The organism is Streptomyces sp. NRRL F-5123, from assembly GCF_000721495.1.
GTDB lineage: Bacteria > Actinomycetota > Actinomycetes > Streptomycetales > Streptomycetaceae > Actinacidiphila.
Genome location: NZ_JOHY01000002.1, coordinates 1 through 23,198, shown reverse-complemented (window position 1 = coordinate 23,198; position 23,198 = coordinate 1). Strand labels below are relative to the sequence as shown.

The following is a 23,198-nucleotide window of genomic DNA, read 5'->3' as shown; positions in this document are numbered from 1 at the left end:
TCCCGGTAGCCAAGAGTTTACCAAGTGCGGTCAGAAAATCGATGATGTGTACGACTGGGTGGTGTGTACGACTGGGTTAATTCTTGACTTGGACTGTGTCCATCGTAGGATCGGTTCCGGTGACAAGCCAAGTCTCAGGTCGGGAAGGACCCTCACAATGACTGAGAAGCACGACGCACTCGAGGCGGCACCGGTGGCCGCGGGCGGCGGCTGCCCCGTCGCGCACGGGCGCGCACCGCACCCCACGCAGGGCGGCGGCAACCGCGGCTGGTGGCCCGAGCGGCTGAACCTCAAGATCCTCGCGAAGAACCCCGCGGTGGCGAACCCGCTGGGCGAGGACTTCGACTACCGCGAGGCCTTCCTCTCCCTCGACCTGGCCGCGGTCAAGCAGGACATCGCCGAGGTGCTCACGACCTCGCAGGACTGGTGGCCGGCCGACTTCGGCAACTACGGCCCGCTCATGATCCGGATGGCCTGGCACAGCGCGGGCACGTACCGCATCAGCGACGGCCGCGGCGGTGCCGGCGCCGGGCAGCAGCGCTTCGCCCCGCTCAACAGCTGGCCCGACAACGGCAACCTGGACAAGGCCCGCCGCCTGCTGTGGCCGGTCAAGAAGAAGTACGGGCAGAACCTGTCCTGGGCCGACCTGCTGATCCTCACCGGCAACGTCGCCCTGGAGCAGATGGGCTTCGAGACCTTCGGCTTCGCCGGCGGCCGCCCCGACGTGTGGGAAGCCGACGAGGACGTCTACTGGGGCCCGGAGACCACCTGGCTCGGCGACGAGCGCTACACCGGCGACCGCGAGCTGGAGGAGCCGCTCGGCGCCGTCCAGATGGGCCTGATCTACGTCAACCCCGAGGGCCCCAACGGCAACCCGGACCCGGTCGCCGCCGCCCGCGACATCCGCGAGACCTTCCGCCGGATGGCGATGAACGACGAGGAGACCGTCGCCCTCATCGCCGGCGGCCACACCTTCGGCAAGACCCACGGCGCCGGCCCCGCCGACAACGTCGGCCCGGCCCCCGAGGGCGCGCCGATCGAGGCCATGGGCCTGGGCTGGGCGAACACGCACGGCACCGGCAAGGGCGCCGACGCGATCACCAGCGGCCTCGAGGGCATCTGGACGGACACCCCCACCACCTGGGACAACAGCTTCTTCGAGATCCTCTTCGGCTACGAGTGGGAGCTCTTCCAGAGCCCCGCGGGCGCCAACCAGTGGCGGCCCAAGGACGGCGCCGGCGCGGACACCGTGCCGGACGCGTTCGACCCGGCCAAGCGCGTCGCCCCGACGATGCTCACCACCGACCTCTCGCTGCGCTTCGACCCGGCCTACGAGCAGATCTCGCGGCGCTTCAAGGACAACCCGGCGGAGTTCGCCGACGCGTTCGCCCGCGCCTGGTACAAGCTCACGCACCGTGACATGGGCCCGATCGCCCGCTACCTCGGCCCCGAGGTCCCGTCCGAGACGCTGATCTGGCAGGACCCGCTGCCCGCCGCGGACTACGAGCAGATCGATGCCGCCGACGCCGCCGTGCTCAAGGAGCAGGTGCTCGCCTCCGGCCTGACCGTCGCGCAGCTGGTGTCCACCGCGTGGGCCTCGGCGTCCTCCTTCCGCGGCAGCGACAAGCGCGGCGGCGCCAACGGCGCCCGCATCCGCCTGGAGCCGCAGCGCGGCTGGGAGGTCAACCAGCCCGACGAGCTGGCGCTCGTGCTGCGCACCCTCGAAGGCGTCCAGGAGGCCTTCAACTCCGCGCAGACCGGCGGCAAGCGCGTCTCGCTCGCCGACCTGATCGTGCTGGCCGGTGCCGCCGGCGTCGAGAAGGCCGCCAAGGACGCCGGGGTGAGCGTCGAGGTGCCGTTCGCGCCGGGCCGCGTGGACACCACGCAGGAGCTGACCGACGTCGAGTCCTTCGCCGCGCTGGAGCCGCTCTCCGACGGCTTCCGCAACTACGTGGGCAAGGGCCAGCGGCTGCCGGCCGAGTACCTGCTGGTCGACCGCGCCAACCTGCTGACGCTGAGCGCGCCCGAGATGACCGTCCTGGTCGGCGGCCTGCGCGTGCTGGGCGCCAACTACGGCGCCTCGAAGCAGGGCGTGTTCACCGACCGGCCCGGCACGCTGACGAACGACTTCTTCGTCAACCTGCTGGACCTGGACACCACCTGGCACGCCACCTCCCCGGACGCCACGGCCTTCGAGGGCCGCGACGCCGCCGGTGCCGTCAAGTGGACCGGCAGCCGCGCCGACCTGGTCTTCGGCTCGAACTCCGAGCTGCGCGCGCTCGCCGAGGTCTACGCGAGCGACGACGCGAAGGAGAAGTTCGTCACGGACTTCGTCCAGGCCTGGGCCAAGGTCATGGACCTGGACCGCTTCGACCTGGTCTGAGGTCTGCTGGTCCACGGGGCCCCGCGGTTCGGCCGAACCGCGGGGCCCCGCCGTGTACGTACCGCTCCCGCTACTGCCCCATGACGCTCAGGTCGTTGACGACGTCGGTGCCGGTGAGGCCCACCCACGCGACGGTCACCACGCCGCCCGTCGCCTGCTGCGGTGCGAGCTGCGCGTCCGGGCCGACGTCGAGGTGGGTGGTGTCCTTCGCCGGCAGCGGCAGCGGGGTGCTGCTCAACTGCCGCCCGGTGCCGGCGTCGAGGACGACGAGCCGGGCGTCGTAGCCGTCCAGCAGCGGCTTCAGGTCGTCGTCCAGGTCGACCCGGGACGGCTGCTGCACGACGTAGACGCGGTTGCCGACGAGCAGCGGGCTGCCGAAGCGCAGGCCCTCCGCGGGCCCGGCCGTCCAGCGCTGCCGGTGGTCGCCGATGCCGAACGCCACGAGGGCGCCTTCGTGCTCGTCGTTCTGCGTTCTGTTGTCCGAGCACAGCAGCACGCCGTCGCCGCCGCCGACCGCCGGCTGGTCGGGCCGTACCGGGAAGGTGGTGACGGCGGGCTTCGCGCCGGAGATGTCCACCGTGGCGGCGGTGCCCTCGTGCGTCCACAGGCTGGTGATCAGGGTGTGGTCGTCGGCCGGCCGCAGGGACTTGAATTTCTGTTCCAGCTTCCAGCGCAGCGCGCCGCTGTTCTCGTCGAAGCCGAAGACCTGAGGTTCACCGGTCCTGCCGCACATGCCCTCCGTCACCACGGTCTTCGCCATGAGCCGCACCATGCCGTACGTCTGGCCGCAGCCCTCCGGCGTTTCGGCGGTCCACCGCTTCCTGCCGGTCGCGGCGTCGAAGGCCGTGAGGTCGTCGCGGCGCTGCGCCACCACCAGGTCGCCGGTCATCCGCAGGTCGGCGATGCCGCCGTTGTCGCCCGGCAGGTCGCCGTAGGTGAGCGTGTGCCGCCAGCGCGGCTTGCCGGTGCGGACGTCGAGGGCGGTGATCAGGCCGTCGTCCCACCACAGGGCCACCGTGTCGCCCGTCCCGGCGAGCGCGACGCGGTCCAGGTCGGCGCCTGTGCGCGTGTAGCGCCAGTAGGACCTGCCGGTGTGCAGGTCGTGGGCCTCGACGCCGTCGTGGTGCAGATCCCGGTCGGCGATCTCGTCGACCGACAGCGCGCCGGTCACGCCGTACGAGTCGGCCGTGCGCCGTACCGCCCTGCCCGGCACGTCGGGTGGCGCGCTGCCGAAGGCGGCCGGGTACGCGCCCGCCGCCGTGGTGACCGTCTCGTGGTGGTCGTCGCCCTGCCGCGCCCACAGCCACCCGCCCGCCGCGACCACGACCGCGACGACGCCTGCGACCGCGGTGCGGCCCCTGTTCCCTGCCATGTCCGTTGTCCCCCTGTGGTGTCTGCCCCGGCCCCGGGGCCCGTCTCAATGCCCCGGCACGACCGCGCCGACGGACGGGCGGGCGATCCCGTCCGTACCCCACACCACGCTCACCACGCTCACCACGCCGTCGGCGGCGTCCCAGGGCTGGAGTGAGCGGGCGACCTGGGGCGAGAGCCCGCCGCCGATCGGGATCGGCGGCAGCGGGGTGGCGCCCAGCCGCTGCCCGGTGCGCGCGTCGAGGACCAGCGGCGTCGCCTTGCAGCGGTCCGCCGGGACGGGGTCCGCGTTCGTGTCGTGGGCCCGCTCGGGCTGCTGCACGACGGAGACGCGGTCCCCGGCCCGGAGTGCCCCGCCGAAGCGGGTGCCCTTCGCCGCTGGGTAGCTCCGGTGCTGCTCCGGGACGGACAGCGCGCCGGTGAAGCCGTACGTCCCCGAGGTGCCGACCAGCACCTTTGCCGGGGCGTCCGGCGGTGCGGTGCCCGCGGCGGTCGGGTACGCGCCCGCCGCCGCGGTGATCTGCTCGTGGTGGCCGTCGTCGTCGCCGTGCCGCACCCGCAGCCGGCCCCCCGCCGCGGGCGCGATCACCGCGACGCCGGGCACGGCTGAGCGCGTTCTGGCCAACGCCGGTGCCATGTCCGTCCCCACCCCTGTCGGACCCCTCGATTACCCGCCCAGGCTACGACGGGGCGTCAATTGCCGGGCGTCAACTGCCGGAACGTCCGTGTCTTCGGTGTCTTCCGTGTCAGTAGCCACCGCCGCTCGACGAGCCGGACGTGGTGATCTGCTTGCCGTCGGTGCCCAGTACGTACCACTTGGCCCCGAAGTTGTTCAGGCCCTGGCCGCGGGTGTTGCCGGAGCTGGTGTCGGCGGCGAAGAGGTAGAGCGGGTGGCCGTTGTACGTGACCTGGGTGCCGCCGCCCGAACGCTTCGTGGTGCCGAGCTTCTTGGAGTCCGCGCCGCCGGAGGCCGTCGGCTTGCCGTTGACCAGCAGCGGCGGCCACACCTTCGCGCACGCGCCGGTGCAGGTCGACTGGTTCTTCTTGTCGGCGAGGAAGAGGTAGAGCGTCCGGTTCTTGGCGCCGCCGACCAGGATCTTGCCGAACGGCGAGACGTCCTTGGTGGTGACCGTCGCGGGCGTGGACTGCGCCGCCTGCCCCGCGGGGCTCGCGGTCACGGTGGCGGCGGTCCCGGTGTCATGGCTGCCGCTGGTGCTGCTGCCGCCGGAGCAGGCGGTCGCGGTGGCGGCGAGCAGGGCGACGACGGCGGTCGTGGCGGTGGCGTGATGCCTCACGGCTTTTCCTCCGGGCGGTCGTGACGGTGTGTGTGGGGGGTTGTACGGCGGGCGCGGGGGCGGGGCCGCACACAGCCCACTACACGCCAGGCCCACGCGCCCGGCCACGCGGGAGCGCCGTCCGGAGTACGGCACCGGGTACGGCGGCAGGTGCGGCAGCAGCGCGGCAACGGGTACGGCGGCAGGTGCGGCAGCACCACGGCAACGGGTACGGCAACAGCACGGCGGTGTCGCGGCGCCGTCCCGGCGGTGTCGCGGCCGTGGCACAGCAGCGGTACGGCCCTGGTACGGGGCGGCAGGGCAGTGGCGCGCGCGTGGCCGTCAATGCCACAGTGTCCACCTCCGGTGGCGCGCCGGGCGGACTCCGGCAGGCGCACCGGCAGTCGCCGGACCAGGCGTGCGGGGCGCGGTAGGAGCGCCGGCCGCGGCGCCATGAACCAACTACGGGGGAAGACGCGATGGAACCGCTCAAGGCGGGCGACCCGGCCCAGGTCGGTACGTATCAGCTGGTGGGCAGGCTCGGCACGAGCGGGCTCGGGCAGGTCTTCGCCGGGCGCGGCCCGGACGGGCGGCTGACGACGGTGACGGTGCTGCACGCCCGGCTCGCGGGCGACCCGCAATACCGCGAGCAGTTCCGCCGCGACGTCGAGAGCGCCCGCCGCATCACCGGCCCGTCGCTCGCGCCCGTCGCCGCCGACACCGAGAGCGACGTCCCGTGGGTCGCGACCGGCAGCGCCGACGCCCCGACCCTCGCCTCCGTCGCAGGCAGCGGTCCGCTGCCGCCCGCCGCCGTACGGGAGGTGGGCCTCGCCCTCGCGCACGCGCTGCGCGCGGTGCAGGCCGCGGGCGCCAAGCTCACCGGAATCGAACCCTCGCAGGTGCTCCTGACGCCCGAGGGCCCGCGGCTGACGCACTTCGGGATCACCCAGCCCATGGTCGGCCCGGGGAGCACGATGGCCGCCGTGCCCTCCGACGCCGACGCCGTGCAGGCCCTCGGCCGGGTGCTGCACTTCGCCGCGACCGGGCGGCCGGCCCCCGCGGGCGGCGGCTGGCAGCAGCCCGCCCCGCAAGTCGCCGACCCGGTCCTGGCCTCGATCGTCGCCGACTGCCTGGCCGCGCAGGCCTCAGGTCCCGGCCTCGACACCGTCGTCGAGCGGCTGAACGCCGCCGCGCCGCCCGCCATGGCGCCGCCGCCCGGCTTCGGCCCGGCCGCCGGTGCGGGCATGCCGCCGGGACCGCCGCCCGGGTTCGCCGCGGGCGGCTTCCCGCCGCCGCCCGGCGGGGGCATACCTCCGGCGCCGACACCCGCGAACCAGCCCTGGTGGCGTACGGCGAACGGCCAGCTGGTCGCGATCATCGCCGTCGTGGTCCTCGTGATCGGCATCGGCGTGGCGACCGCCGGCACGAACGGCGACTCGTCCTCCTCCGCCGATCCCACCGTGAGCGCGTCAGGGCTGCCGTCGCTGCCGGCCATGCCCGGCGACAGCAGCGACGACGAGAGCGACAGCACAAGCTCCGACGGCGGAAGCTCGGACGGCGGAAGCTCCGACGGCGGCAGTGACTTCGGCAGCGACGAGCCCAGCGACTCGCCCTCCGCCGACCCTGTCGCCGACGCCGTGACGGGCGACTGCTTCGACAACTCCGGCACCGCCTCCAACCCCGAACTGACCTCCACCATGTGCGGGTCGGGCACCTTCAAGGCCGTGGACGTGCTGCACGGCACGAGCGACACCCACAGCTGCGACAACGTTCCCGACGACGACTGGAACGTCAGCTACCCCGTCCGCGGGCTCGTGCTGTGCCTGAGCTACCAGTACGACCACGGCACCGCCTACCACGCCTCCTCCGGCGACTGCGTGTACGGCAGCAGCGCCACCAGCGACTGGGACGAGATCGACTGCCAGACCGGCGCGTTCACCGTCCTCGCGCGCTACACCGGCACCACCAGCTCCGCCAAGTGCAAGGGCCTGCGCGACTACGACTGGTCCGAGCACTTCGGCATCTCCGGCCGCGCCGACCTCGACGTCACGCTGTGCCTGTCGATGGTCTACCCGGACGACGCCGGGCACGCGGTGCTCAACGAGTGCCTGAAGTTCACCGGTACGTACGCGCAGCCGCACATGAAGTCCGTGTCGTGCTCGGCCGCGAACGTCATCGTCACCGGGCGCACGGGCAAGTACAACGCCAAGACCTTCTGCGGCAACGACGCGTGGACCACCTGGAAGCCCAACGACTACCCGTCGCTCGCCTACACGATGTGCTACCGCAAGCGCTGACGGTACGTCAGTGACCGTTGGGCTGCGCCTGGCTGGGGCGGGCGCGGACGTGCATGCGCTCGCCCTGCCGGCCGAAGAGGCTGAGCACCTCCACCGGGTGGCCGTCCGCCCCGCTGAACCAGTGGGGTACGCGTGTGTCGAACTCCGCGGCCTCGCCGGGGCCGAGGACCAGGTCGTGGTCGGCCAGTACCAGCCGCAGCCGCCCGTGCAGGACGTACAGCCACTCGTAGCCCTCGTGCGTGCGCAGCTCCGGCTCGCCGGTGCGGGCCGGGACGAGCATCTTGTACGCCTGGAGCGGTCCCGGCGTGCTGGACAGCGGGACGACCGTGCCGCCGCCCGGCAGCGAGCGCGGGGTCAGCCGCACCCGCGGGTCGCCCACCTCCGGGGCGCCGACCAGGTCGTCGAGCGGCACCCGGTAGGCCGCGGCGAGCGGCAGCAGCAGCTCCAGGCTGGGGCGGCGCAGGCCGGACTCCAGCCGGGACAGGGTGCTCTTGGAGATGCCGGTCGTCTCGGACAGCGCGGCCAGCGTGAGGCCCCGCCGGGCCCGCAGCCGCTTCAGCCGCGGGCCGACCTCGTCGAGCACGGCGCGGTGGGAGGGCGGCTCGGACGGTGCGTGGCCGCGTTCGGGCTCGGGGTCGGGTATCGGCATACGGGCATTCCACCGCGCCGTCCCGGAAACGGCAACATTAATTGCCGTCCGGTACGTCATGGGTGCACGCTGCCCGGCATGAGCCCTCACACGGACCCCGCCCCCGGCCACGGCGCCGGTCACGCCCACGGCGGCCAAGGCCAAGGCCAAGGACACGGTCGCGGACACGGCCACGCTCACGGTCATGGCCACGGACACGACACCGAGATCGACTGGGAGGAGATGTCCGACCACCTGGTCGCCGCCGGTGAGCTGCAGCTGCCGGCCCTGCGGGACGTCGCCGCCCGGCTGCACGGACTGCTCGACGGCGACGGCGGGACCCCCGCTCACGAGGTGCGCCGGGTGCTCGACGTCGGGAGCGGCCCGGGTGTCATGGCCTGCGTCTTCGCGGAGGAGTTCGGCGCCGCCGAGGCCGTCGCCGTCGACGGCTCCCGGCCGCTGCTCGACCGTGCCCTCACCCGCGCCGCCGCCCTCGGCCTGGAGGGGCGGATCAGCGTGCGGGCCGCCGAGCTGAACGGCGGCCTCGACGCCGACCTCGGCCCCGCCGACCTGGTGTGGAGCAGCAAGGCCGTGCACCACCTCGGCGACCAGCAGGGCGCCCTCGACGCGCTCGCGGCCGTGCTGCGGCCCGGCGGCCTGCTCGCCGTCGCCGAAGGCGGCCTGCCGCTGCGGTTCCTGCCGCGCGACATCGGCCGCGGCACCCCGGGCCTCACCGCGCGGCTGGACGCCGTGCAGGAGGAGTGGTTCGACGTGATGCGGGCCGAGCTGCCCGGCAGCAAGCCCGTCGTCGAGGACTGGCCCGGCTTGCTGCGGGCCGCCGGGCTCACCGGCGTCACGAGCTTCACGTGCCTGCTGGACCTGCCCGCGCCGCTCACCCCCGCCGGGCGGGACTACCTGCTCGCCCACCTCACGCGTATCCGCGAGAAGGTCGGCGGTGAGCTGCTCTCGCCGGCCGACCGCGAGACCCTCGCCGCCCTGACCGACCCCGACGCGCCCGAGAGCATCCTGCACCGCCCGGACGCGTACCTCCTGATGGGCGTCACCGTCCACGCAGGGCGCCGCCCGAGCTGAGCCGCCCGCCGGTACGGGGCCGGTACGGGGGGCTCACCCGCCCCCGTACCGGCCCGGTCCGTCAGCCCCGCGGCGCCATGTACGAGGTCACGCGGTCGGAGAGGACCGCGTACTCGCCCTTCGTGAGGCCGGTGCGGGCCTGCCGCAGGACCGCCTCGACCAGATTCCAGCGCTCGTCGACCCGGCTGGGCCCGCTGTCCCCCAGCGCCTCCGCCGCGGCGAGCTCGGCCGCGGCCTCCGCCGCCTCCTCCTGCTCGACGTCGCGCAGCGCCCGCGCCGCGTCCTCCCGGCCCGCCCCGGCGAGCTGCTCGGCGGTGACCCCGACCGCCCGCGCCATTCGCGCCAGCGTCTTGTCGGGGCTGCGCACCGCGACATACGTGCGCTGCACCAGCTGGTAGCCCGACACGAGCTGGCGCCAGCGCGCCTCGCTCATCCGGGCCCGCCGCGCGGCCTCCCGTTGCGAGATGTTCATCTCCATCTGGGCCTGCTTGATCAGCAGACCCTCGGGCGGCGCGGCCAATGGCTCAGTCATGCGCCGAGCTTCGCACCACTACGCACACCCCGTCCACCGAATCCCCCGAAAGAGTGGCCCCCTCTCCGGGCACGTGTGATGGCCGGAAACAGAGGGGTCGGCGAGGCGGATGGGAGCAATTTCGTTTTGTGGTGAACAACTTCGCGGCGGGGTCCGTATCTCCTGGTGCCGAGGCGGCGCCTGCGCCGAACCGGCACCGCTTGCTCCCCCCACACCTAAGGAGCACACCTTGGATCTCGACAAGCGGATCGACACCGCACGCCCCTATGTCCTCTCCCTCTACCGCATCGTGGTCGGGCTGCTCTTCGCCTGCCACGGCGGGTCGACCGTGCTCGGCATGTTCGGCGGCCCGGAGGGCGGCCGCCCGCACGCGGGCGCCTGGCCCTCGTGGTGGGCCGGGCTCATCCAGCTGGTCTGCGGGCTGCTCGTGTGCGCGGGCTCCGGTGACCGGGCCACCCGCGCCGCGGCCTTCCTCGGCTCCGGCGCCATGGCCTACGCCTACTTCACCGTGCACCAGAAGCGCGCGCTGTGGCCGATCGAGAACGGCGGCGAGGCGGCCGCGATGTTCTGCTGGAGCCTGCTGCTGCTCGCGGTGACCGGCCCCGGCGCCTGGCAACTCGCCCGCGCCCGCCTCCCCCACCGCTCCTCCACCACCGACCCCGACCGAGCCCGGGAGGCCAGCCTGACCTGACCCCGCCGCGACACGGAACCGCCCCCGCGACAGGTGTGTCGCGGGGGCGGTTTCACGCTTCGGGTCAGTGCACGACCATCGGGAGCTGGTCGGCCTCCGCTGCCTTGTCGGACGGGGTGTCCGAGCTGGAGGCGATGCGGACGGCGGACGGACGGGGGGCGCGGACCACGGTCAGGGCGATCAGGGCCGCGGCGGCCTCGATCGCGAAGGCCCACCAGATGGCGTGGGTGTAGCCGTGGACCAGGGCGTGGGACTGGGTGAGGTGCGCGGCCGCCGGGGTCGCCGCGTGGTGGGCGGCGAGGTAGGTGGTGGTCGCGGAGGCGGCGATCGTGTTCAGCAGCGCGGTGCCGATCGCGCCGCCGACCTGCTGCGAGGTGTTGACCATCGCCGACGCCACACCCGCGTCACGCGGCTCGACGCCCGAGGTGGCCAGCGACATCGCCGGCATGAAGGCCGTGCCCATGCCCAGGCCCAGCAGCACCAGGCCCGGCAGGATCACGCCCGGGTAGGAGGAGCCGACGCCGAGCCGGGTCAGCAGCAGCATCGCGACCGCGGCGGTGGCGAAGCCGGGGGCCATCAGGGCGCGGGCGGGGAGCCGGTTGACCAGCCGGGCGCCGATCTGCGTGGAGCCCACCACGAAGGCGGTGACCATCGGCAGGAAGGCGAAGCCGGTGCGGACGGCCGAGTAGCCCTGGACGACCTGGAGGTAGTAGGTGAGGAAGAGGAAGACGCCGAACATCCCGATGATGGCCAGCGCGAGCGAGGCGTAGACGCCACCGCGGTTGCGGTTGCCGACGACGCGCAGTGGCAGCAGCGGGAAGCGCACCCGGGACTCGACGGCGACGAAGGACGCGAGCAGCACCACCGCGCCGACCAGCAGCGCGATCGTGGAGGCCGCCGCCCAGCCCGCGGACTCCGCGCGGGTGAAGCCGTAGACCAGGGAGATCAGGCCGAGGCTGGACAGCACCACGCCGGGGATGTCCAGCGGCGAGCGGTTGCGGCCGCCGGCCGGCTCGCGGATCACGAAGTTGGCGCCGAGCGCGGCGATCACCGCGAAGGGGACGTTGACGAAGAAGGTCCAGCGCCAGTCGAGGTATTCGGTCAGCACACCGCCGAGCAGCAGGCCGACCGCACCGCCGCCGCCGGCGATGGCGCCGAAGATGCCGAAGGCCTTGGCGCGCTCCTTGGCGTCGGTGAAGGTCGTCGCGAGCAGCGACAGCGCGGCGGGCGCGAGCAGCGCGCCGAACACGCCCTGCGCGGCGCGTGAGCCGAGCAGCATCGCCTCGTTGGTCGCGGCGCCGCCGAGCGCGGAGGCCAGCGCGAAGCCGGTCAGGCCGGTGACGAAGGCGCGCTTGCGCCCCCACAGGTCGGCGATGCGGCCGCCGAAGAGCAGCAGCCCGCCGAAGGCGAGCGCGTACGCGGTGATGACCCACTGCTTGTTGGCGTCGGATATGCCGAGGTCGTGCTGGGCGCTCGGCAGCGCGATGTTCACGATGGTCGAGTCGAGCACGACCATCAGCTGGGCGAGGGAGATGAAGACGAGTGCTTTCCAGCGCCGCGGATCGGGCTGGACTGCTGTTCCGGGCATGAGGGTATCCACTTCGGTACGCGTGCGGTGGTCCTGCGGTGCTCGTGTGCTCGCGGCGGGTCGCAGGGGAAAAAGGCAATGGGGGGCGGGGCGCTCGGCTCAGGGCCTTCGCGTCGGGGGTTCGGCCGGCGGCCGGGCGCTCCGTTGCGCCCGCGGGAGGTACGGCTGGGGCTGGTGCGGGATTACTCCTGGTTCGTGAGGCCGTCCAGGAAGAGCTGCAGGTGGCGGTGGATGTCGTCGCCCGGGCAGTCGATGCCGGGCAGCGGACGGGTGAGGCGGGAGAGGACGACCATCAGGTCGGTACGCGTCACGTCGGCGCGCAGCGCACCGCCGCTCCTGGCCCGTGCCATCAGCTCGTCGAGAGCCGCCTCCAACCGCGCTTTCTGCACGGTCAGTTCGGCGGAGCGGGCTTCGGCGCGGCCCACCAGGAGGCCGCACAGGGCGCCGACCCTCTCGTCGACCGCGGCGTGCGCGAAGCGGCCGAGCGCCGCGCGCGCGTCACCGGTGGCGGCGTTCGCCGCCTCCGCCGCCGCGTTGTCCGCGGTGCGGGTCACGACGCTCAGCTGCACGGCGTGCGCGAGCGCGTGGCGGTCGGCGAAGTGCCGGTAGAGGGTCGCGTTGCCGATGCCCGCGCGCCGGGCGATCTCGTCGAGCGGCGCCTCGGGCCCGTACTCGACGAAGGCGTCCCGCGCGGCGGCGACGATCCGCTCCCGGTTGCGCACCGCGTCGGCCCGCGGCCGGTGCGGCTTGCTTCCCCCGGCCGCCTCCTCGGTACGGGCGGTACGACCCGCGGTCTCGATCGCTTCTGTCGCGGTGGTCACGCCGGTCACCCCTTTCCACGTCCGTCTCGGCGAACCGGGGAAGTGCTCCCCGGATTTTCATTCACGTGCATGTAACGGGGAGGGAGTCCCCGGATATTTCCCGCCGGGAAAGTGACCTGCGTCACGGGTCTGTCCGTCGCACGCGAGGGGGCTCAGCGGACGTGCAGGGACTCCGCGCCGACCGGGCGGAAACCCGCGGCCTGGAAGGTGCGGACGGCGCGGGCGTTGCCCGGGGCCTGCTGGGCCCACACGGGGGCGGGGGCCAGATGGCGGGCGGCGGTCGCGAGCGCGACGCCGAGGCCCCGGCCGCGGGCGGCGGGGTCGACCTCGACCGCGGCCTCCCAGCGGCCGGCGACACCGCGGCCGAGGACGAGGACGCCGGTGCCGGTGCCGACGCTGCTGCCGTTGTCCCTGTCCCTGTCCCTGTCCCTGCCGTCGCCGTCCGCCGCCCAGACGCGTACCTCGTCGCGGTGCTCCAGGGCGCGGGCCACCCGCGGGTGCGCCGGGTCGTCGATCTCGACGAGCGGGAGCGGGGGCGGGCCGGGCAGCGGGGACGCGACGGTGAGCAGGTCGATCGTGTCGGTCCGGCGGCCGGTGCGGTCGAGCAGCGCGGTCAGGAAGCGCGGATGCATCGCGGCGGCCAGCGGGTCGCTGTCGGCCGCGGCGAGCTGGGCGCGCACCCACGCGGGGTCCTCGCCGGTGAAGACGACCGCGTGCGCGGTGAAGGCGATGACCCCGGCGTCGCGCTCGCCGTGCTGCGGCACGATCGTCGTCCCGCCGTCCGCCGCCGGGAATTGCCCGCGGGCGGCGCTGTCCAGGATGTCGCGCAGGGTGCGTCCCACGAGGAACGAGCGTAACGGGCTGCCGCCCGGGGAGGGCCAGGGCGATACGTGGCCGGTTCACCTGGACCGTCAGCGGCGGCGGAACCCCGCCCACCGGCTGCGGCAACCTCCCGCCCTGGGGCGCCACGACCGCCTGCGTGCCGGGCGGCTCCGGCCCACCGCCGCGCGAGGGGGCCCGGCGGGGCGGGCGCGGGGCGGCGGCGAACGTACGCGGTACGGACTCCGGACGTACGGTACGGGCTGCGTGTGCCGCGGGTCCTGGACGTGTGAGGCAGGTGCACGGCCGCCCGCGGGCCGTCCCGGGGGCGCGCCCTCCGCGGCCGCGCTGGTCGGCGACGAGCAGGGCCAGGACGGGGAGGGAGGCGGCGGGCGACAGCAGGCACCACGCCGGCCAGTGCAGCTCGGGCCCTGGGCCAGGGGCAGGACGAGCAGCCCGATGCCCGTGGCGGCGGGCGCGGTGCCGCGCGGGTCGGCCCGTACGGGGCCCGGGGAGCCGCCCGGCGGGAGCAGGGCCGCTCCCGCGGCGCGGGCGGTGAGCGCGACGGGGACGTTGAACAGGAAGACGGGCCGCCAGTCCGCGCCCGGCACCGACCGGGCTTCCGGCGGCGGGAGGACGGGGCGCCGCAGCGAGGCGAAGCGTGAGGCGATCCTGCGGGCCGCGCTCACCGTCCTTCCTGCGCGAGGGCTTCGCCGGGGCGAGTGCGGACGTGGTCGCAGCGACCGCGGGAGTCGGCAAGCAGACGTCTACGGGCACTTCGGCGACAAGGAGCGGCTCTTCCTCGCCGCGGCGGAGGCGCCGGGCATGCCCGTAACACCGGGCAGCCCCCGTAACGACGACAACGCACGGTGCCGCCGGGTCCCGTGCACCCGGCGGCACCGTGCGTCACGCAGGCCGGACGGTCAGGCGTTCCAGACCTGCAGCTCGGACAGCTGGGCCGCGGGCCAGCCGTCGTTGGCGGTGACCGTCACCCGCACGTAGCGCGCGGTCGCGGCCGGGAAGGTGATCGTGACGGTGTTGTTCGCACCCGGCGTGAACGCGTAGGACGCGGACGCCTTGAGCGTGCTGAAGCTCGAACCGTCGGTGCTGCCGGTCACGGACAGCGTCTCGTTGCGCGCACCCCAGCCGGCGGGCAGTTGGAGCACGACCTTGCTGACGCTCGCCGCCGAGCCGAGGTCGACCTGCGCCCACTGCGGGAAGGCGTTGTTGGCGCTCTCCCAGTAGCTGGCCTGGTTGCCGTCCGTGAGGTTGGACGACGGGTAGACGTCGGTGTGGCTGGACTCGCTGGTGGTGCGCCCGGCCGCCAGGTTGGTGTTCGCCGAGCCGGTCCCGGTGCCCGAGAGCGCCACGGTGGTGGGGCTGTTGCCCGCGTTGCTGGTGACGGTGAGGGTGCCGGAGCGGGCACCGGACGCGGTCGGGGCGAACTTCACCGCGACCGTGCAGCTGGCGTTCGCCGCGAGCGAGGATCCGCAGGTGTTGGTCTGCGAGAAGTCGCCGGAGGCCGCGACCGAGGAGATGGCGGCCGCCGCGGAACCGGTGTTGGTCAGTGTCACGTTCTGCGCGGCACTGGTGGTGCCGGGCGTCTGCGTGGCGAAGGTGAGCGAGGACGGGTTCGCCGCGAGCGTCGCCGACGTCGGGCTGGTGCCGCCGCTCGGGAAGACCTGGAGAGCCGACAACTGGGCGGCGCTCCAGCCGGAGTTGGCGGTGACGTTGATGCGGACGTAGCGCGCGGTGGCAGCCGGGAAGGTGATGTCCACCGTGTTGTTGTTCGCGCTCGGGTCGAAGGTGCGCGCCGCGGAGGCCGACAGCGTGCTGAAGCTCGAACCGTCGGTGGAACCCTGCACGGACAGCGTCTCGCTGCGGGTCGCCCACGCCGTGGACGGCGGCAGCTTCAGCGTGACCTTGCCGATGCCGGTGGCCTGCCCGAGGTCGACCTGCACCCACTGCGGGAAGGAGCCGTTGGCGCTCTCCCAGTAGGTGGAGGCGTCCGCGTCGGTGACGTTGCCCGCCGCGAAGGTGCCGTTGACGGAGCTGGCGGTGGCCGGGCGGCCGGCCGCGATGTCGGTGCTGCTGTCGATGCCCGCGCCGCTCAGCGCCACCGTGGTGGGGCTGTTGTTGGCGTTGCCGGTGAGCGTGAGGGTGCCGTTGCGGGTGCCGCCCGTGGTGGGCTTGAAGGCGACCGTCACGGTGCAGGACGCGCCGACGGCGAGCGAGGAGCAGGTGTTGGACTGGGTGAAGTCACCGGTCGCCGCCACCGAGGAGACGGTGGCCGCGGTGGTGCCGGAGTTGGTGACGGTCACGGTCTGCGAGGCCGCGGTGGCGCCGACCACCGTGGCGGGGAAGGACAGGCTCGCCGGGTTGGCGTTCAGCACGGGGCCGGGCGCGGTGCCGGTGCCCGACAGCGCGACGGTGCTGGTGTTGCCGCCCGCGGTGACGGTGAGTGTTCCGGTACGCGTCCCCGCCGCGGTCGGCTTGAAGGTGACGCTGACCGTGCAGGAGCCGTTGGCCGGAACGGAGCTGCCGCACGTGTTGGTCTGCGCGAAGTCGCCGGTGGCGGCCAGCGCGCTGACGGACGCGGCCGAGCCGGTCGGGTTGGAGACGGTCACGGTCTGCGCGGCCGAGGTCGAACCCGTCGCCACCGAGCCGAAGTTGAGGGCGCCCGGGGACGCCGTCACACCGGTCACCGGGTAGGGCGGGAAGTTCGGGGTGGGGAAGCTGCCGCAGAACGGTGTACCGGAGATACCGGAGTTGCCGCCGCCGTCGGTGACGGCGAAGTTGCCGCCCTCGCAGGAGTAGACGGGGCTGGACGCGCCCACGCCGGTGGCGGTGACGTTGGTGAACTTCGCGGCGCCGCCGGTCTGCTCCTGGAGCGCGAAGGTGCCGGTGCCGGCGATGGTGACGTTGCTGAGGTTCACCCCGGAGACGGTGCCCTCGACCCACTGCACGGCCTCGTACGGGCTCTGCTGGATCAGCGCGTTGCTGACGTTGATCGGCCCGGTGATCGCGCCCTGCGAGCCGTCGAACCACAGCGCGCCCACGCCGAACTGCCAGTTCGGGTCGAGACTGCCGGCCCGGACGATCGTGTTGTTGGTGATGTCGGTGGTGCCGACCGGCGTGGAGGTGAAGCGCTGGCCGACGTGGATGCCGCCGCCCTGCGCCAGGCCGGTGTCCTGCACCAGGTTGCCGCTCACCGTGTTGTCGTGGCCGCCGTAGATGGCGATGCCGTTGGCGAGGATCTGCGTCTCGACCGTGTTGTTCGAGATGGTGTCGTTGGCGTCGGCGCCGAGTGCGGAGTCGGCCCAGGTGGCGATGCCGTCGTCACCGGTGTTGCGGATCTCGCTGTTGGTGACCGTCGAATTGGTCACGCCACCGTGGAAGTTGATGCCGTCCGCGGTGGTGTCCCGGATCCGCACGGCGCTGAAGGTCAGCTTGTCCATCGGCCCGTCCATCCAGGCGCCGACCTTCATGTGGTCGATCCACACCCGGTCGACGGTGGAGTTGCTGAGCGCGCCGCCGATGCCGTTGACCTGGTCGCCGTCGTTGCGCTCCTGGACGTCGCCGAAGATCGCGAAGTCCTTGAGGTGGACGTTGGAGCTCGGGTTGGGCTGGTAGCCGCCGTAGAAGCCGGGCGCGGCGCCCGTCACGGTGGAGTACCACATGCCCGCACCGGCCACCGTCACGTTGTTGACGGCGATGTGCCCGGGGATCTTGAACGTGCCCGGCGGGATCCACACCGTGCCGCCGGAACCGGCCGCCGCGACGGCCGCGTTGAAGGCCGCGGTGGAGTCGGCGGCGCCCGTCGCGTCCGCGCCCTTGCTCGTCACGGACACCGAGCCGGACGGCTGCGCGAGCGCCCCGCCGACCTGCTCGAAGTCCGCGAAGTCGATCGTCGTCGAGGTGCCGCCGGAGGGCACCTGAAGGGTGAAGGTGGTGCCCGCCTGGTACGTCTGCGGCAGCAGCCGGTGGACCTCGTCGTAGAAGTGGTGCGGGTTGCTGCCCGGCGAGTTGGTGAAGGGGTAGCTGCCGTAGTACCAGCTGTAGGCGTTGGTGAGCGTGAAGTCCGGCTGCGCGGCACCGTTGATCGAGAAGGAGAGTGGCGCGGTGTAGACGGAGCCGCCCGAGGTGTCCGGGATGCTGTAGCGGAAGTCGATCGAGTTGGTCGCCACCGGCGTGGTGAAGGTGACGTACTTGCCGCTGCCCGAGAGCGTCACGGCCTTGCGGTACGAGGCCTCGTCCGCGAGTTGACCGGCGGCCCAACTGGGGCCGATCACTGCGCCGTTGGTGGCGGAACTCTCCGCCTGGACCTCGACGTAGGGCAGGCTCGCACCGCTTCCGCCGGTGGCACCGGCGGCGTACGCGGGCGAGCTGCCGAGGGCGAGCAGCCCGCCGCCGGTCAGCAGCGCGGTGGTGCCGGTGATCGCGACCGCCCGGCGCAGCCGCGGGCCGCCGCCCGGCGGGCCCTGCCGTCTGCGGTGTGGGGGGAGGGGGGACATGCGGAACATCACGTGCTCCTTTCGGGCACAGATCCCGATCTGCACCGGTGGGGGATGGAGCGTCGACGCAAGGGGCACCGTAATGTCGCGGATACGCCACCGCAATATCCGCGCTCAGCATTGATAGAAAGTAACTTTCTTGCGCAAGATTCTGCGTTGAGGTGGGCGAGCGTACAGGAAGGCGCGCGGAAGCCCGGCGGAGGGGAGGATCCCGCCGCAACCGGTCACTCGGTCACCCGGTCAACGACCGGACTTCTGCTGGCCCTTCATGACATTCCGCATCGCCCCGACGAGCCCGGGCTCGAACCGCCCGACGTCCGAGGCGGCTGTCTGCAGCGTGCCGCGCACCGCCTCGGGCGTGTCCTCCGAGACCGAACCGGACGCGTACCAGGTGAGCGTGAGCGTGAACACCGCCCCGCCGTGCAGGACCTGGATCTCCTCGCTGCGGTCCATCGCCTGCGCGACCGCCTCGTCCCCGAGTCCGGCGACCCGGTGCACGTCCGCCGCGGGCGCCAGCGTCTGCGGGTCGACACCCGCCAAGTCCTCGAACTCCCCCCGCGGGTCGTTGCGCTTGTGCAGGTCGACAGTGACCGCGAGCTGGTAGAGGTCCAGGCCCCCCGAGCCGTCCGGCGCGTACAACTCCATCGTGCAGCGCGCGGTGTCGACCGCCTTCCCCAGATGCGCGTCCGTCGGTGTGACGACCGCGCTCTCCGTCGTCCCCAGCGCCGTGAGCAGCGGCTTCATCGTCCCGCCCGTGCACGGGCTGCCCCCCAGCGCGTACCCGTGCAGATCCGGCCGCCCGTCATGCCGCGCCTGCCACGCCCGCACCCCCACCCCCCACACCGCGGACGCCACGAGCGCCCCGCACACCCCCCACACCCACGCCCGCCGCCCCGCCGCCCTGCGGCTCGGCGCCTCCTCCTCCCCGCCGCTGATGACCTCCCCCGGTTCGTCGTCCGCCCCGTCTGTCAGCTCCGGTTCCGTTATCACGGCCGCTCCTCGCCCAGGCGCCGTCCCCGACCCCGCCCCAGCAGGGTCCTGCGCTCGACGGTACGCCGCGATTCCGCTTCTTCCCAGGTCACATCGCGTCGCCGTGGTGCGCGACCAGCAGGCCGAGCATGCGGGTGAGCTCCGTGCGTTCGGCTGCGCTCAGGGGGGCGAGGACGTCGTCCTGGAGGTCGGTCAGGAGGGCGTCGATGCGGGTGAGGCGGCGGCGGCCGCGGGGGGTGATCGTGATGACGTTGCGGCGGCGGTCGGCGGGGTCGGGCGCGCGGGCGACGTACTCCTCGGCGGCGAGTTCGTTGATCGCCGCGACCATGTCGGAGCGGTGGATGCCGGAGCGGTCGCTCAGGGCCGCCTGGCTCGCGGGGCCGTACTCCTGGAGGGCGGCGAGCACCGCGTAGTGCCACTTGTGCGCGCCGATCGCCGCGAGGCCGTCGGTGACGCGCCGGTCGCTCCACATTCCGGCGAGCCCGAGCAGCCGACTGGGCAGCGTACGCAGCCGGGTGGGCGTGCGGCGGGCGGAGGAGGCGGCTTCGGTCATGGGGGAAGTGTACGCCGTTGCGTTAGTCGGACTAACGATGTACGTTCGTTGGCGTCATAAACGTTCGTCGGACCAACATTCTGGTCCGCTTCGGGAAGGCGCCGCATGCCCACCGTCAACGCACTCGACTCGACCCTGCACTACGCGGAGTTCGAGCCCGCCGCCCCCGGTACCCCGTACGTCCTGCTGCACGGCAACCCCGGCAACGCGCACTCCTGGCGCAAGGTCGTCCCCGGCCTCGCCGGGCGCCGCGTGCTCGCGCCCGACCTCATCGGCATGGGCCGCTCCGGCAAGCCCGACATCCCGTACTCCCTCGCCGACCACGCCCGCTACCTCGACGCCTGGTTCGACGCGCTCGGCCTGGAGAAGGTCGTGCTGGTCGGGCACGACTGGGGCGGCGTCCTCGCCTTCGACTGGGCCGCGCGGCACCCCGAACGCGTCGCGGGCATCGCCTTCTTCGAGACCTTCCCGCGCCCCCTCAGCGGCGCCGACCTCACCCCGCAGGCCGTCGAGCGCACCCGCACGCTGCGCACCCCCGGCGCCGGCGAGGCCATGGTCGCGGGCGACAACCAGCTCGTCCGCTCGGCGCTCACCCGCGGGGTCCTGACCCCCCTCACCGAGCCCGAGCTCGACCTCTTCCTCGCCCCCTACCCGGCCGAGGCCGACCGCCGCCCCCTCCTGGCCTGGGCCCGGCAGATGCCCATCGACGGCGAGCCCGCGGACACCGTCGCCCGCATCGCCGCGTACGGCCCCTGGCTCGCCTCCTCCCACGACGTCCCCAAGCTCCTGCTGACCTTCACCGGCTCCCCGACCCTCGCCGTCACCGAGCGGACGGCGGCCTGGTGCGCGGCCAACATCGCCGCCCTGACCACGGTCCCCTGCGGCGAGGCGGGCCACCATGCGGCGGAGGACCGCCCGGCCGAGATCGCGGCGGCGGTCACCGCGTGGGCGGCGAAGGAGGGACTGGGCTGAGGTGTCGGAGGGGTAGGGCCGTGCGGCGTAGGCGTGGAGGGCGGGGCCGTGCGGCGTACATGCGGCGTACGTGCGGGTGTCGGCACGAATCCGCCGCGCGGGCGGCTCGAAAGGAACGTTTCGCCGTCCGACGGACCTTCTATGGTGTTTGCGCTGATATTTGCCGCTCCACCACAGAAGGTGTCGAATGTCGATTCGTTTGCGCCAGGCGGTCGCCGCCGCTGCCGCCTCCCTCGCCCTGGCCGTCGCGCTGCCGACGTCCTCGGCGCACGCCGCCCAGGGCGAATTCCGCTACACGTACGACGACGACTCAGGCAACCCCGCCGAGGGCGTGCTCCTCGACCCCGACAGCCGCGTCTGCCTCACGCTGCCCGAGGTGGCCGACCCCGCGTCCACGGGCCCGGCCTTCGCCCCGCAGAACTTCACCGGCAGCACGGTCACCATGTTCACCGGCCCGGACTGCGACGGCGACTACTACAGCCTCCGCCCGGGCGGCCGGGCGAGCGACCGGCTCAAGCTCCGCTCGGTCGTCTTCAGCTGAACCGCGGCCGTGGGCGGGAGCCGCGGGGTCGCCGACCCCGCGGCTCCCGCCCCGCTCACAACGGGCCCAACACCTCGCCGGGCTCGGCCGCCAGGTCGAGGGCTTCGAGCACGGTGAGCAACTTCCGCTCCTCGTAGCGGAAGTGGCTCTCCATGATCGCCGCGATGCCGTCGAGGTGGCGGGCCAGCTCCGCGGGCGGCGCGGACCTGTCCGCGGCGGCGCGCAGGCTGCCGAGCAGCTGGGCGATCACCGTGTGGTCCTGCTCCAGCGCGCGCAGCACCGGCCGTAGTTCGGGATGCGCGTCCGCGACGGCGGGGAAGAGGGTGCGGTCCTCACCCCGGTGGTGGCCGTCGAGGGCGGCGCAGAAGCCGTGGCAGTACAGCAGCAGTTCACGCGTGGCCGCCTCGGCCCGTTCGGGGGCGCTGTCGGTGAGGGAGGCGCGGGTCACGGCCAGCGCCTCCCGCAACCGCCGGTGCACGCTGCGCAGTTCGTGGTTCCAGGCGACGAGCCTGGTCGTCTCGCGCTCAGTCACGCGAGAGCGAAGGGTGCGACGAGGGCATCGTCGGGCTCCTTCGGTCCGGCGCCTCCATGCCTGGCACGGTCTGCCACCGGCACGCGACGCTCCCCTCACCGTACCGCGCCCGTCACCGGGCCCCGTCCTGCCGGGCCCGTCCTGCCGGGCCCCGTTCTGGCCCGGACCGCCCGGCCCCTTCCCGCCCTGGCCCGGGACGCCCGGCTCTCCCGCCCCGGCCCGGGGCGGCGGCGCCTCCGGCGCGGGAGGACGGCCGCCCGTGGGACGGGGCGCCCGAAAAATGGCAGGTGGCGAGGGCCCGGGGCCCGGCACGATGGGGGTATGCCGAGTACGCAGCCTTCCGCCGCCGAGATCTACGACGTCCGCGTGGGGTTCGACCACGCCATGGCGCGGGCCGCCCACCCCGGGCCCGACGCGGGCGTGCGGCTCGCGGACGCGGTACGGGCCCTGGAGGCGGTCGGGCTCGCGGACCACGGGCTGCGGGCCTTCGCCCGGAGGCCGCACGCCGCGCTCTTCCTGGACCGCGCACTGCGCACCGTCATTCCTCCGCGCTCCGGCACCGGGCAACGGGCGCACGACTCCCTCCCGTACGACACCGGCCCGCTCGCGCTCGCCCTCGCCTCCTGCGCCGCGAACGGCCACACCCGGGAGGCGGCCGTACGCCGGATCGTGACGCGGCTGGCCGAACCGCAGGTGCCGCCCGGGCTCGTGGTCTTCCTGGCACTCCGCACCGCCGACTGGGTCGGCCCGGTACGGGACCGTGCCCGCGGCGCGCTCGCCGTCCTGCTGCACGCCGACCCGCGGCGGTTCGTGCCGCCCGTCGTCCTCGCCGCGGAGCTGCTGGCTCGGCGCGACCGGGGCGAATTCGCCCGGCAGCAGGTGCTGGCCGCGCTGACCGCAGGGCCCGGCAGTGCGGTGCTGGACGAGCTGACGTCCGCGCCTGATCCGCAGCTGCGCGCGTTCGCCGTGCGCACCGCCGTCGCCGCGGGCCGCCTGCCGCTCGACCGGCTGGCGGCGCTCGCGACCGGCGACCCCGAGCGGCGTTGCCGCCTGCCCGCCGCGCAAGCCGCCGCCCGCGAAGCGCTGTGGACCGAACGCCCCGACGTGCTCCGCCGGTTGGCCGCGTCCGTCGACCGCGACGTGCGCCTTCTCGCCCTCACCGCCCTGGTCCGCGCGGGCCACCCGGACGAGGCCGCGCGCCACCTCGCCGACCCCTCCCCGCTGGTCCGCGCCACGGCCCGCGACGCCGCCCGCCGCACGGGCCTGGACGCGCTGGAGTGGTACCGCACGGCGGTCGCCGAGCTGGTGGCGGAGGTGCCGGTGGGCGCTGCCGGTGAGCCGGCCGCGGACGGGTCGCCGCCGAGCGGGAGTTCGGGGCCCGCACCGGGGGCGGGCGCGGGTGCTGCTCCGGAGCGGGGTTCGGGAGAGCACGGCGCGGCGGACGCGGGCGCCGGTTCGGGCGTGAGTGCTGCTTCCGGGCCGGGTTCGGAGGGTGGTGCCGTGTCGGGGCCGGGTTCGGAGGGTGGTGCCGTGCCGGGGGCGGGTTCGGAGGGGGGTGCCGTGTCGGGGGCGGGTTCGGAGGGTGGTGCCGTGTCGGGGG

General features: G+C 73.7%; 18 protein-coding genes and 1 pseudogene. 7 read left to right on the top strand and 12 right to left on the bottom strand.

The genetic code is table 11. From position 1 onward, the window contains the following. The first annotated feature begins 157 nt into the window (after positions 1-157). Entirely contained in the window at positions 158-2,383 is a 2,226-nt protein-coding gene (katG, locus tag IH54_RS0101830) for a catalase/peroxidase HPI (protein WP_031512346.1), read from the top strand. Between the two features lie 70 nt (positions 2,384-2,453). On the opposite strand, the gene IH54_RS0101825 is transcribed toward katG, so the two are convergent. The 3 genes from IH54_RS0101825 to IH54_RS0101815 all read right to left on the bottom strand — a co-directional run bounded on the left by IH54_RS0101825 (position 2,454) and on the right by IH54_RS0101815 (position 5,049). Beyond that, the gene (locus IH54_RS0101825) at positions 2,454-3,755 is read right to left on the bottom strand and encodes a PQQ-binding-like beta-propeller repeat protein (RefSeq protein ID WP_031512344.1); all 1,302 of its coding nucleotides are present in this window, start codon (positions 3,753-3,755) and stop codon (positions 2,454-2,456) included. 45 nt (positions 3,756-3,800) lie between these two features. After that, entirely contained in the window at positions 3,801-4,391 is a 591-nt protein-coding gene (locus tag IH54_RS0101820) for a hypothetical protein (protein ID WP_159011606.1), read from the bottom strand. A 109-nt stretch (positions 4,392-4,500) separates the two neighbouring features. Next, a complete protein-coding gene (locus IH54_RS0101815) occupies positions 4,501-5,049 on the bottom strand; it encodes a hypothetical protein (protein WP_031512342.1) in 549 nt (182 codons plus the stop codon). Positions 5,050-5,507: 458 nt separating this feature from the next. Between IH54_RS0101815 and IH54_RS41290 the strand changes: the two genes are divergently transcribed. Continuing rightward, positions 5,508-7,325, top strand: coding sequence for an LppU/SCO3897 family protein (locus tag IH54_RS41290; protein WP_052396967.1), 1,818 nt, complete (start codon positions 5,508-5,510; stop codon positions 7,323-7,325). A 7-nt stretch (positions 7,326-7,332) separates the two neighbouring features. Here IH54_RS41290 and IH54_RS0101805 read toward each other — a convergent pair whose 3' ends face one another. Then, on the bottom strand, positions 7,333-7,974 hold the full coding sequence (locus tag IH54_RS0101805; RefSeq protein WP_052396966.1) for a helix-turn-helix domain-containing protein: 642 nt from the start codon (positions 7,972-7,974) through the stop codon (positions 7,333-7,335). 78 nt (positions 7,975-8,052) lie between these two features. Between IH54_RS0101805 and IH54_RS0101800 the strand changes: the two genes are divergently transcribed. Beyond that, complete coding sequence (locus tag IH54_RS0101800) at positions 8,053-9,045, top strand: SAM-dependent methyltransferase (protein ID WP_078861859.1); 993 nt, start codon at positions 8,053-8,055, stop codon at positions 9,043-9,045. Positions 9,046-9,106: 61 nt separating this feature from the next. Here the strand turns inward: IH54_RS0101800 and IH54_RS41285 are convergent, their stop codons facing one another. After that, the gene (locus IH54_RS41285) at positions 9,107-9,577 is read right to left on the bottom strand and encodes a helix-turn-helix domain-containing protein (RefSeq protein ID WP_107060073.1); all 471 of its coding nucleotides are present in this window, start codon (positions 9,575-9,577) and stop codon (positions 9,107-9,109) included. A gap of 229 nt (positions 9,578-9,806) precedes the next feature. On the opposite strand from IH54_RS41285, the gene IH54_RS0101790 reads away from it, so the two are divergent. Continuing rightward, positions 9,807-10,268: a DoxX family protein gene (locus tag IH54_RS0101790; RefSeq protein WP_031512336.1), complete on the top strand. Its 462-nt coding sequence runs from the start codon at positions 9,807-9,809 to the stop codon at positions 10,266-10,268. A 64-nt stretch (positions 10,269-10,332) separates the two neighbouring features. Here IH54_RS0101790 and IH54_RS0101785 read toward each other — a convergent pair whose 3' ends face one another. The 6 genes from IH54_RS0101785 to IH54_RS0101760 all read right to left on the bottom strand — a co-directional run bounded on the left by IH54_RS0101785 (position 10,333) and on the right by IH54_RS0101760 (position 19,553). Further along, positions 10,333-11,856, bottom strand: coding sequence for an MFS transporter (locus tag IH54_RS0101785; protein ID WP_031512335.1), 1,524 nt, complete (start codon positions 11,854-11,856; stop codon positions 10,333-10,335). A gap of 182 nt (positions 11,857-12,038) precedes the next feature. Next, positions 12,039-12,677, bottom strand: a complete 639-nt coding sequence (locus tag IH54_RS0101780) for a TetR/AcrR family transcriptional regulator (protein WP_420711696.1) — start codon at positions 12,675-12,677, stop codon at positions 12,039-12,041. A gap of 152 nt (positions 12,678-12,829) precedes the next feature. Next, on the bottom strand, positions 12,830-13,519 hold the full coding sequence (locus IH54_RS0101775; protein WP_031512332.1) for a GNAT family N-acetyltransferase: 690 nt from the start codon (positions 13,517-13,519) through the stop codon (positions 12,830-12,832). Between the two features lie 900 nt (positions 13,520-14,419). Beyond that, the gene (locus IH54_RS39210) at positions 14,420-18,019 is read right to left on the bottom strand and encodes a choice-of-anchor D domain-containing protein (protein ID WP_234343317.1); all 3,600 of its coding nucleotides are present in this window, start codon (positions 18,017-18,019) and stop codon (positions 14,420-14,422) included. A 231-nt stretch (positions 18,020-18,250) separates the two neighbouring features. Then, complete coding sequence (locus IH54_RS45230) at positions 18,251-19,000, bottom strand: hypothetical protein (RefSeq protein WP_031512329.1); 750 nt, start codon at positions 18,998-19,000, stop codon at positions 18,251-18,253. Between the two features lie 88 nt (positions 19,001-19,088). Continuing rightward, positions 19,089-19,553 carry a MarR family winged helix-turn-helix transcriptional regulator gene (locus IH54_RS0101760; RefSeq protein WP_031512328.1) on the bottom strand — a complete coding sequence of 155 codons (465 nt, stop codon included), beginning with the start codon at positions 19,551-19,553 and terminating at the stop codon, positions 19,089-19,091. A 105-nt stretch (positions 19,554-19,658) separates the two neighbouring features. Here IH54_RS0101760 and IH54_RS0101755 point away from each other — a divergent pair, with 105 nt between their 5' ends. Continuing rightward, positions 19,659-20,525, top strand: a complete 867-nt coding sequence (locus IH54_RS0101755) for a haloalkane dehalogenase (RefSeq protein ID WP_031512326.1) — start codon at positions 19,659-19,661, stop codon at positions 20,523-20,525. Positions 20,526-20,712: 187 nt separating this feature from the next. Further along, positions 20,713-21,066, top strand: coding sequence for a hypothetical protein (locus tag IH54_RS0101750; protein WP_078861856.1), 354 nt, complete (start codon positions 20,713-20,715; stop codon positions 21,064-21,066). Between the two features lie 55 nt (positions 21,067-21,121). Here IH54_RS0101750 and IH54_RS0101745 read toward each other — a convergent pair whose 3' ends face one another. Beyond that, complete coding sequence (locus IH54_RS0101745) at positions 21,122-21,598, bottom strand: hemerythrin domain-containing protein (protein ID WP_031512323.1); 477 nt, start codon at positions 21,596-21,598, stop codon at positions 21,122-21,124. 321 nt (positions 21,599-21,919) lie between these two features. Here IH54_RS0101745 and IH54_RS45225 point away from each other — a divergent pair. Next, a pseudogene (locus IH54_RS45225) lies at positions 21,920-23,198 on the top strand (hypothetical protein); the annotation flags it as partial.

Coding starts and splice junctions, on each gene's coding strand:
- IH54_RS0101825 (WP_031512344.1), bottom strand. CDS start 3,755: ATGGCAGGGAACAGGGGCCGCACCGCGGTCGCAGGCGTCGTCGCGGTC.
- IH54_RS41285 (WP_107060073.1), bottom strand. CDS start 9,577: ATGACTGAGCCATTGGCCGCGCCGCCCGAGGGTCTGCTGATCAAGCAG.
- IH54_RS39210 (WP_234343317.1), bottom strand. CDS start 18,019: ATGTTCCGCATGTCCCCCCTCCCCCCACACCGCAGACGGCAGGGCCCG.
- IH54_RS0101820 (WP_159011606.1), bottom strand. CDS start 4,391: ATGGCACCGGCGTTGGCCAGAACGCGCTCAGCCGTGCCCGGCGTCGCG.
- IH54_RS0101750 (WP_078861856.1), top strand. CDS start 20,713: ATGTCGATTCGTTTGCGCCAGGCGGTCGCCGCCGCTGCCGCCTCCCTC.
- IH54_RS0101760 (WP_031512328.1), bottom strand. CDS start 19,553: ATGACCGAAGCCGCCTCCTCCGCCCGCCGCACGCCCACCCGGCTGCGT.
- IH54_RS0101785 (WP_031512335.1), bottom strand. CDS start 11,856: ATGCCCGGAACAGCAGTCCAGCCCGATCCGCGGCGCTGGAAAGCACTC.
- IH54_RS0101755 (WP_031512326.1), top strand. CDS start 19,659: ATGCCCACCGTCAACGCACTCGACTCGACCCTGCACTACGCGGAGTTC.
- katG (WP_031512346.1), top strand. CDS start 158: ATGACTGAGAAGCACGACGCACTCGAGGCGGCACCGGTGGCCGCGGGC.
- IH54_RS41290 (WP_052396967.1), top strand. CDS start 5,508: ATGGAACCGCTCAAGGCGGGCGACCCGGCCCAGGTCGGTACGTATCAG.
- IH54_RS0101800 (WP_078861859.1), top strand. CDS start 8,053: ATGAGCCCTCACACGGACCCCGCCCCCGGCCACGGCGCCGGTCACGCC.
- IH54_RS0101805 (WP_052396966.1), bottom strand. CDS start 7,974: ATGCCGATACCCGACCCCGAGCCCGAACGCGGCCACGCACCGTCCGAG.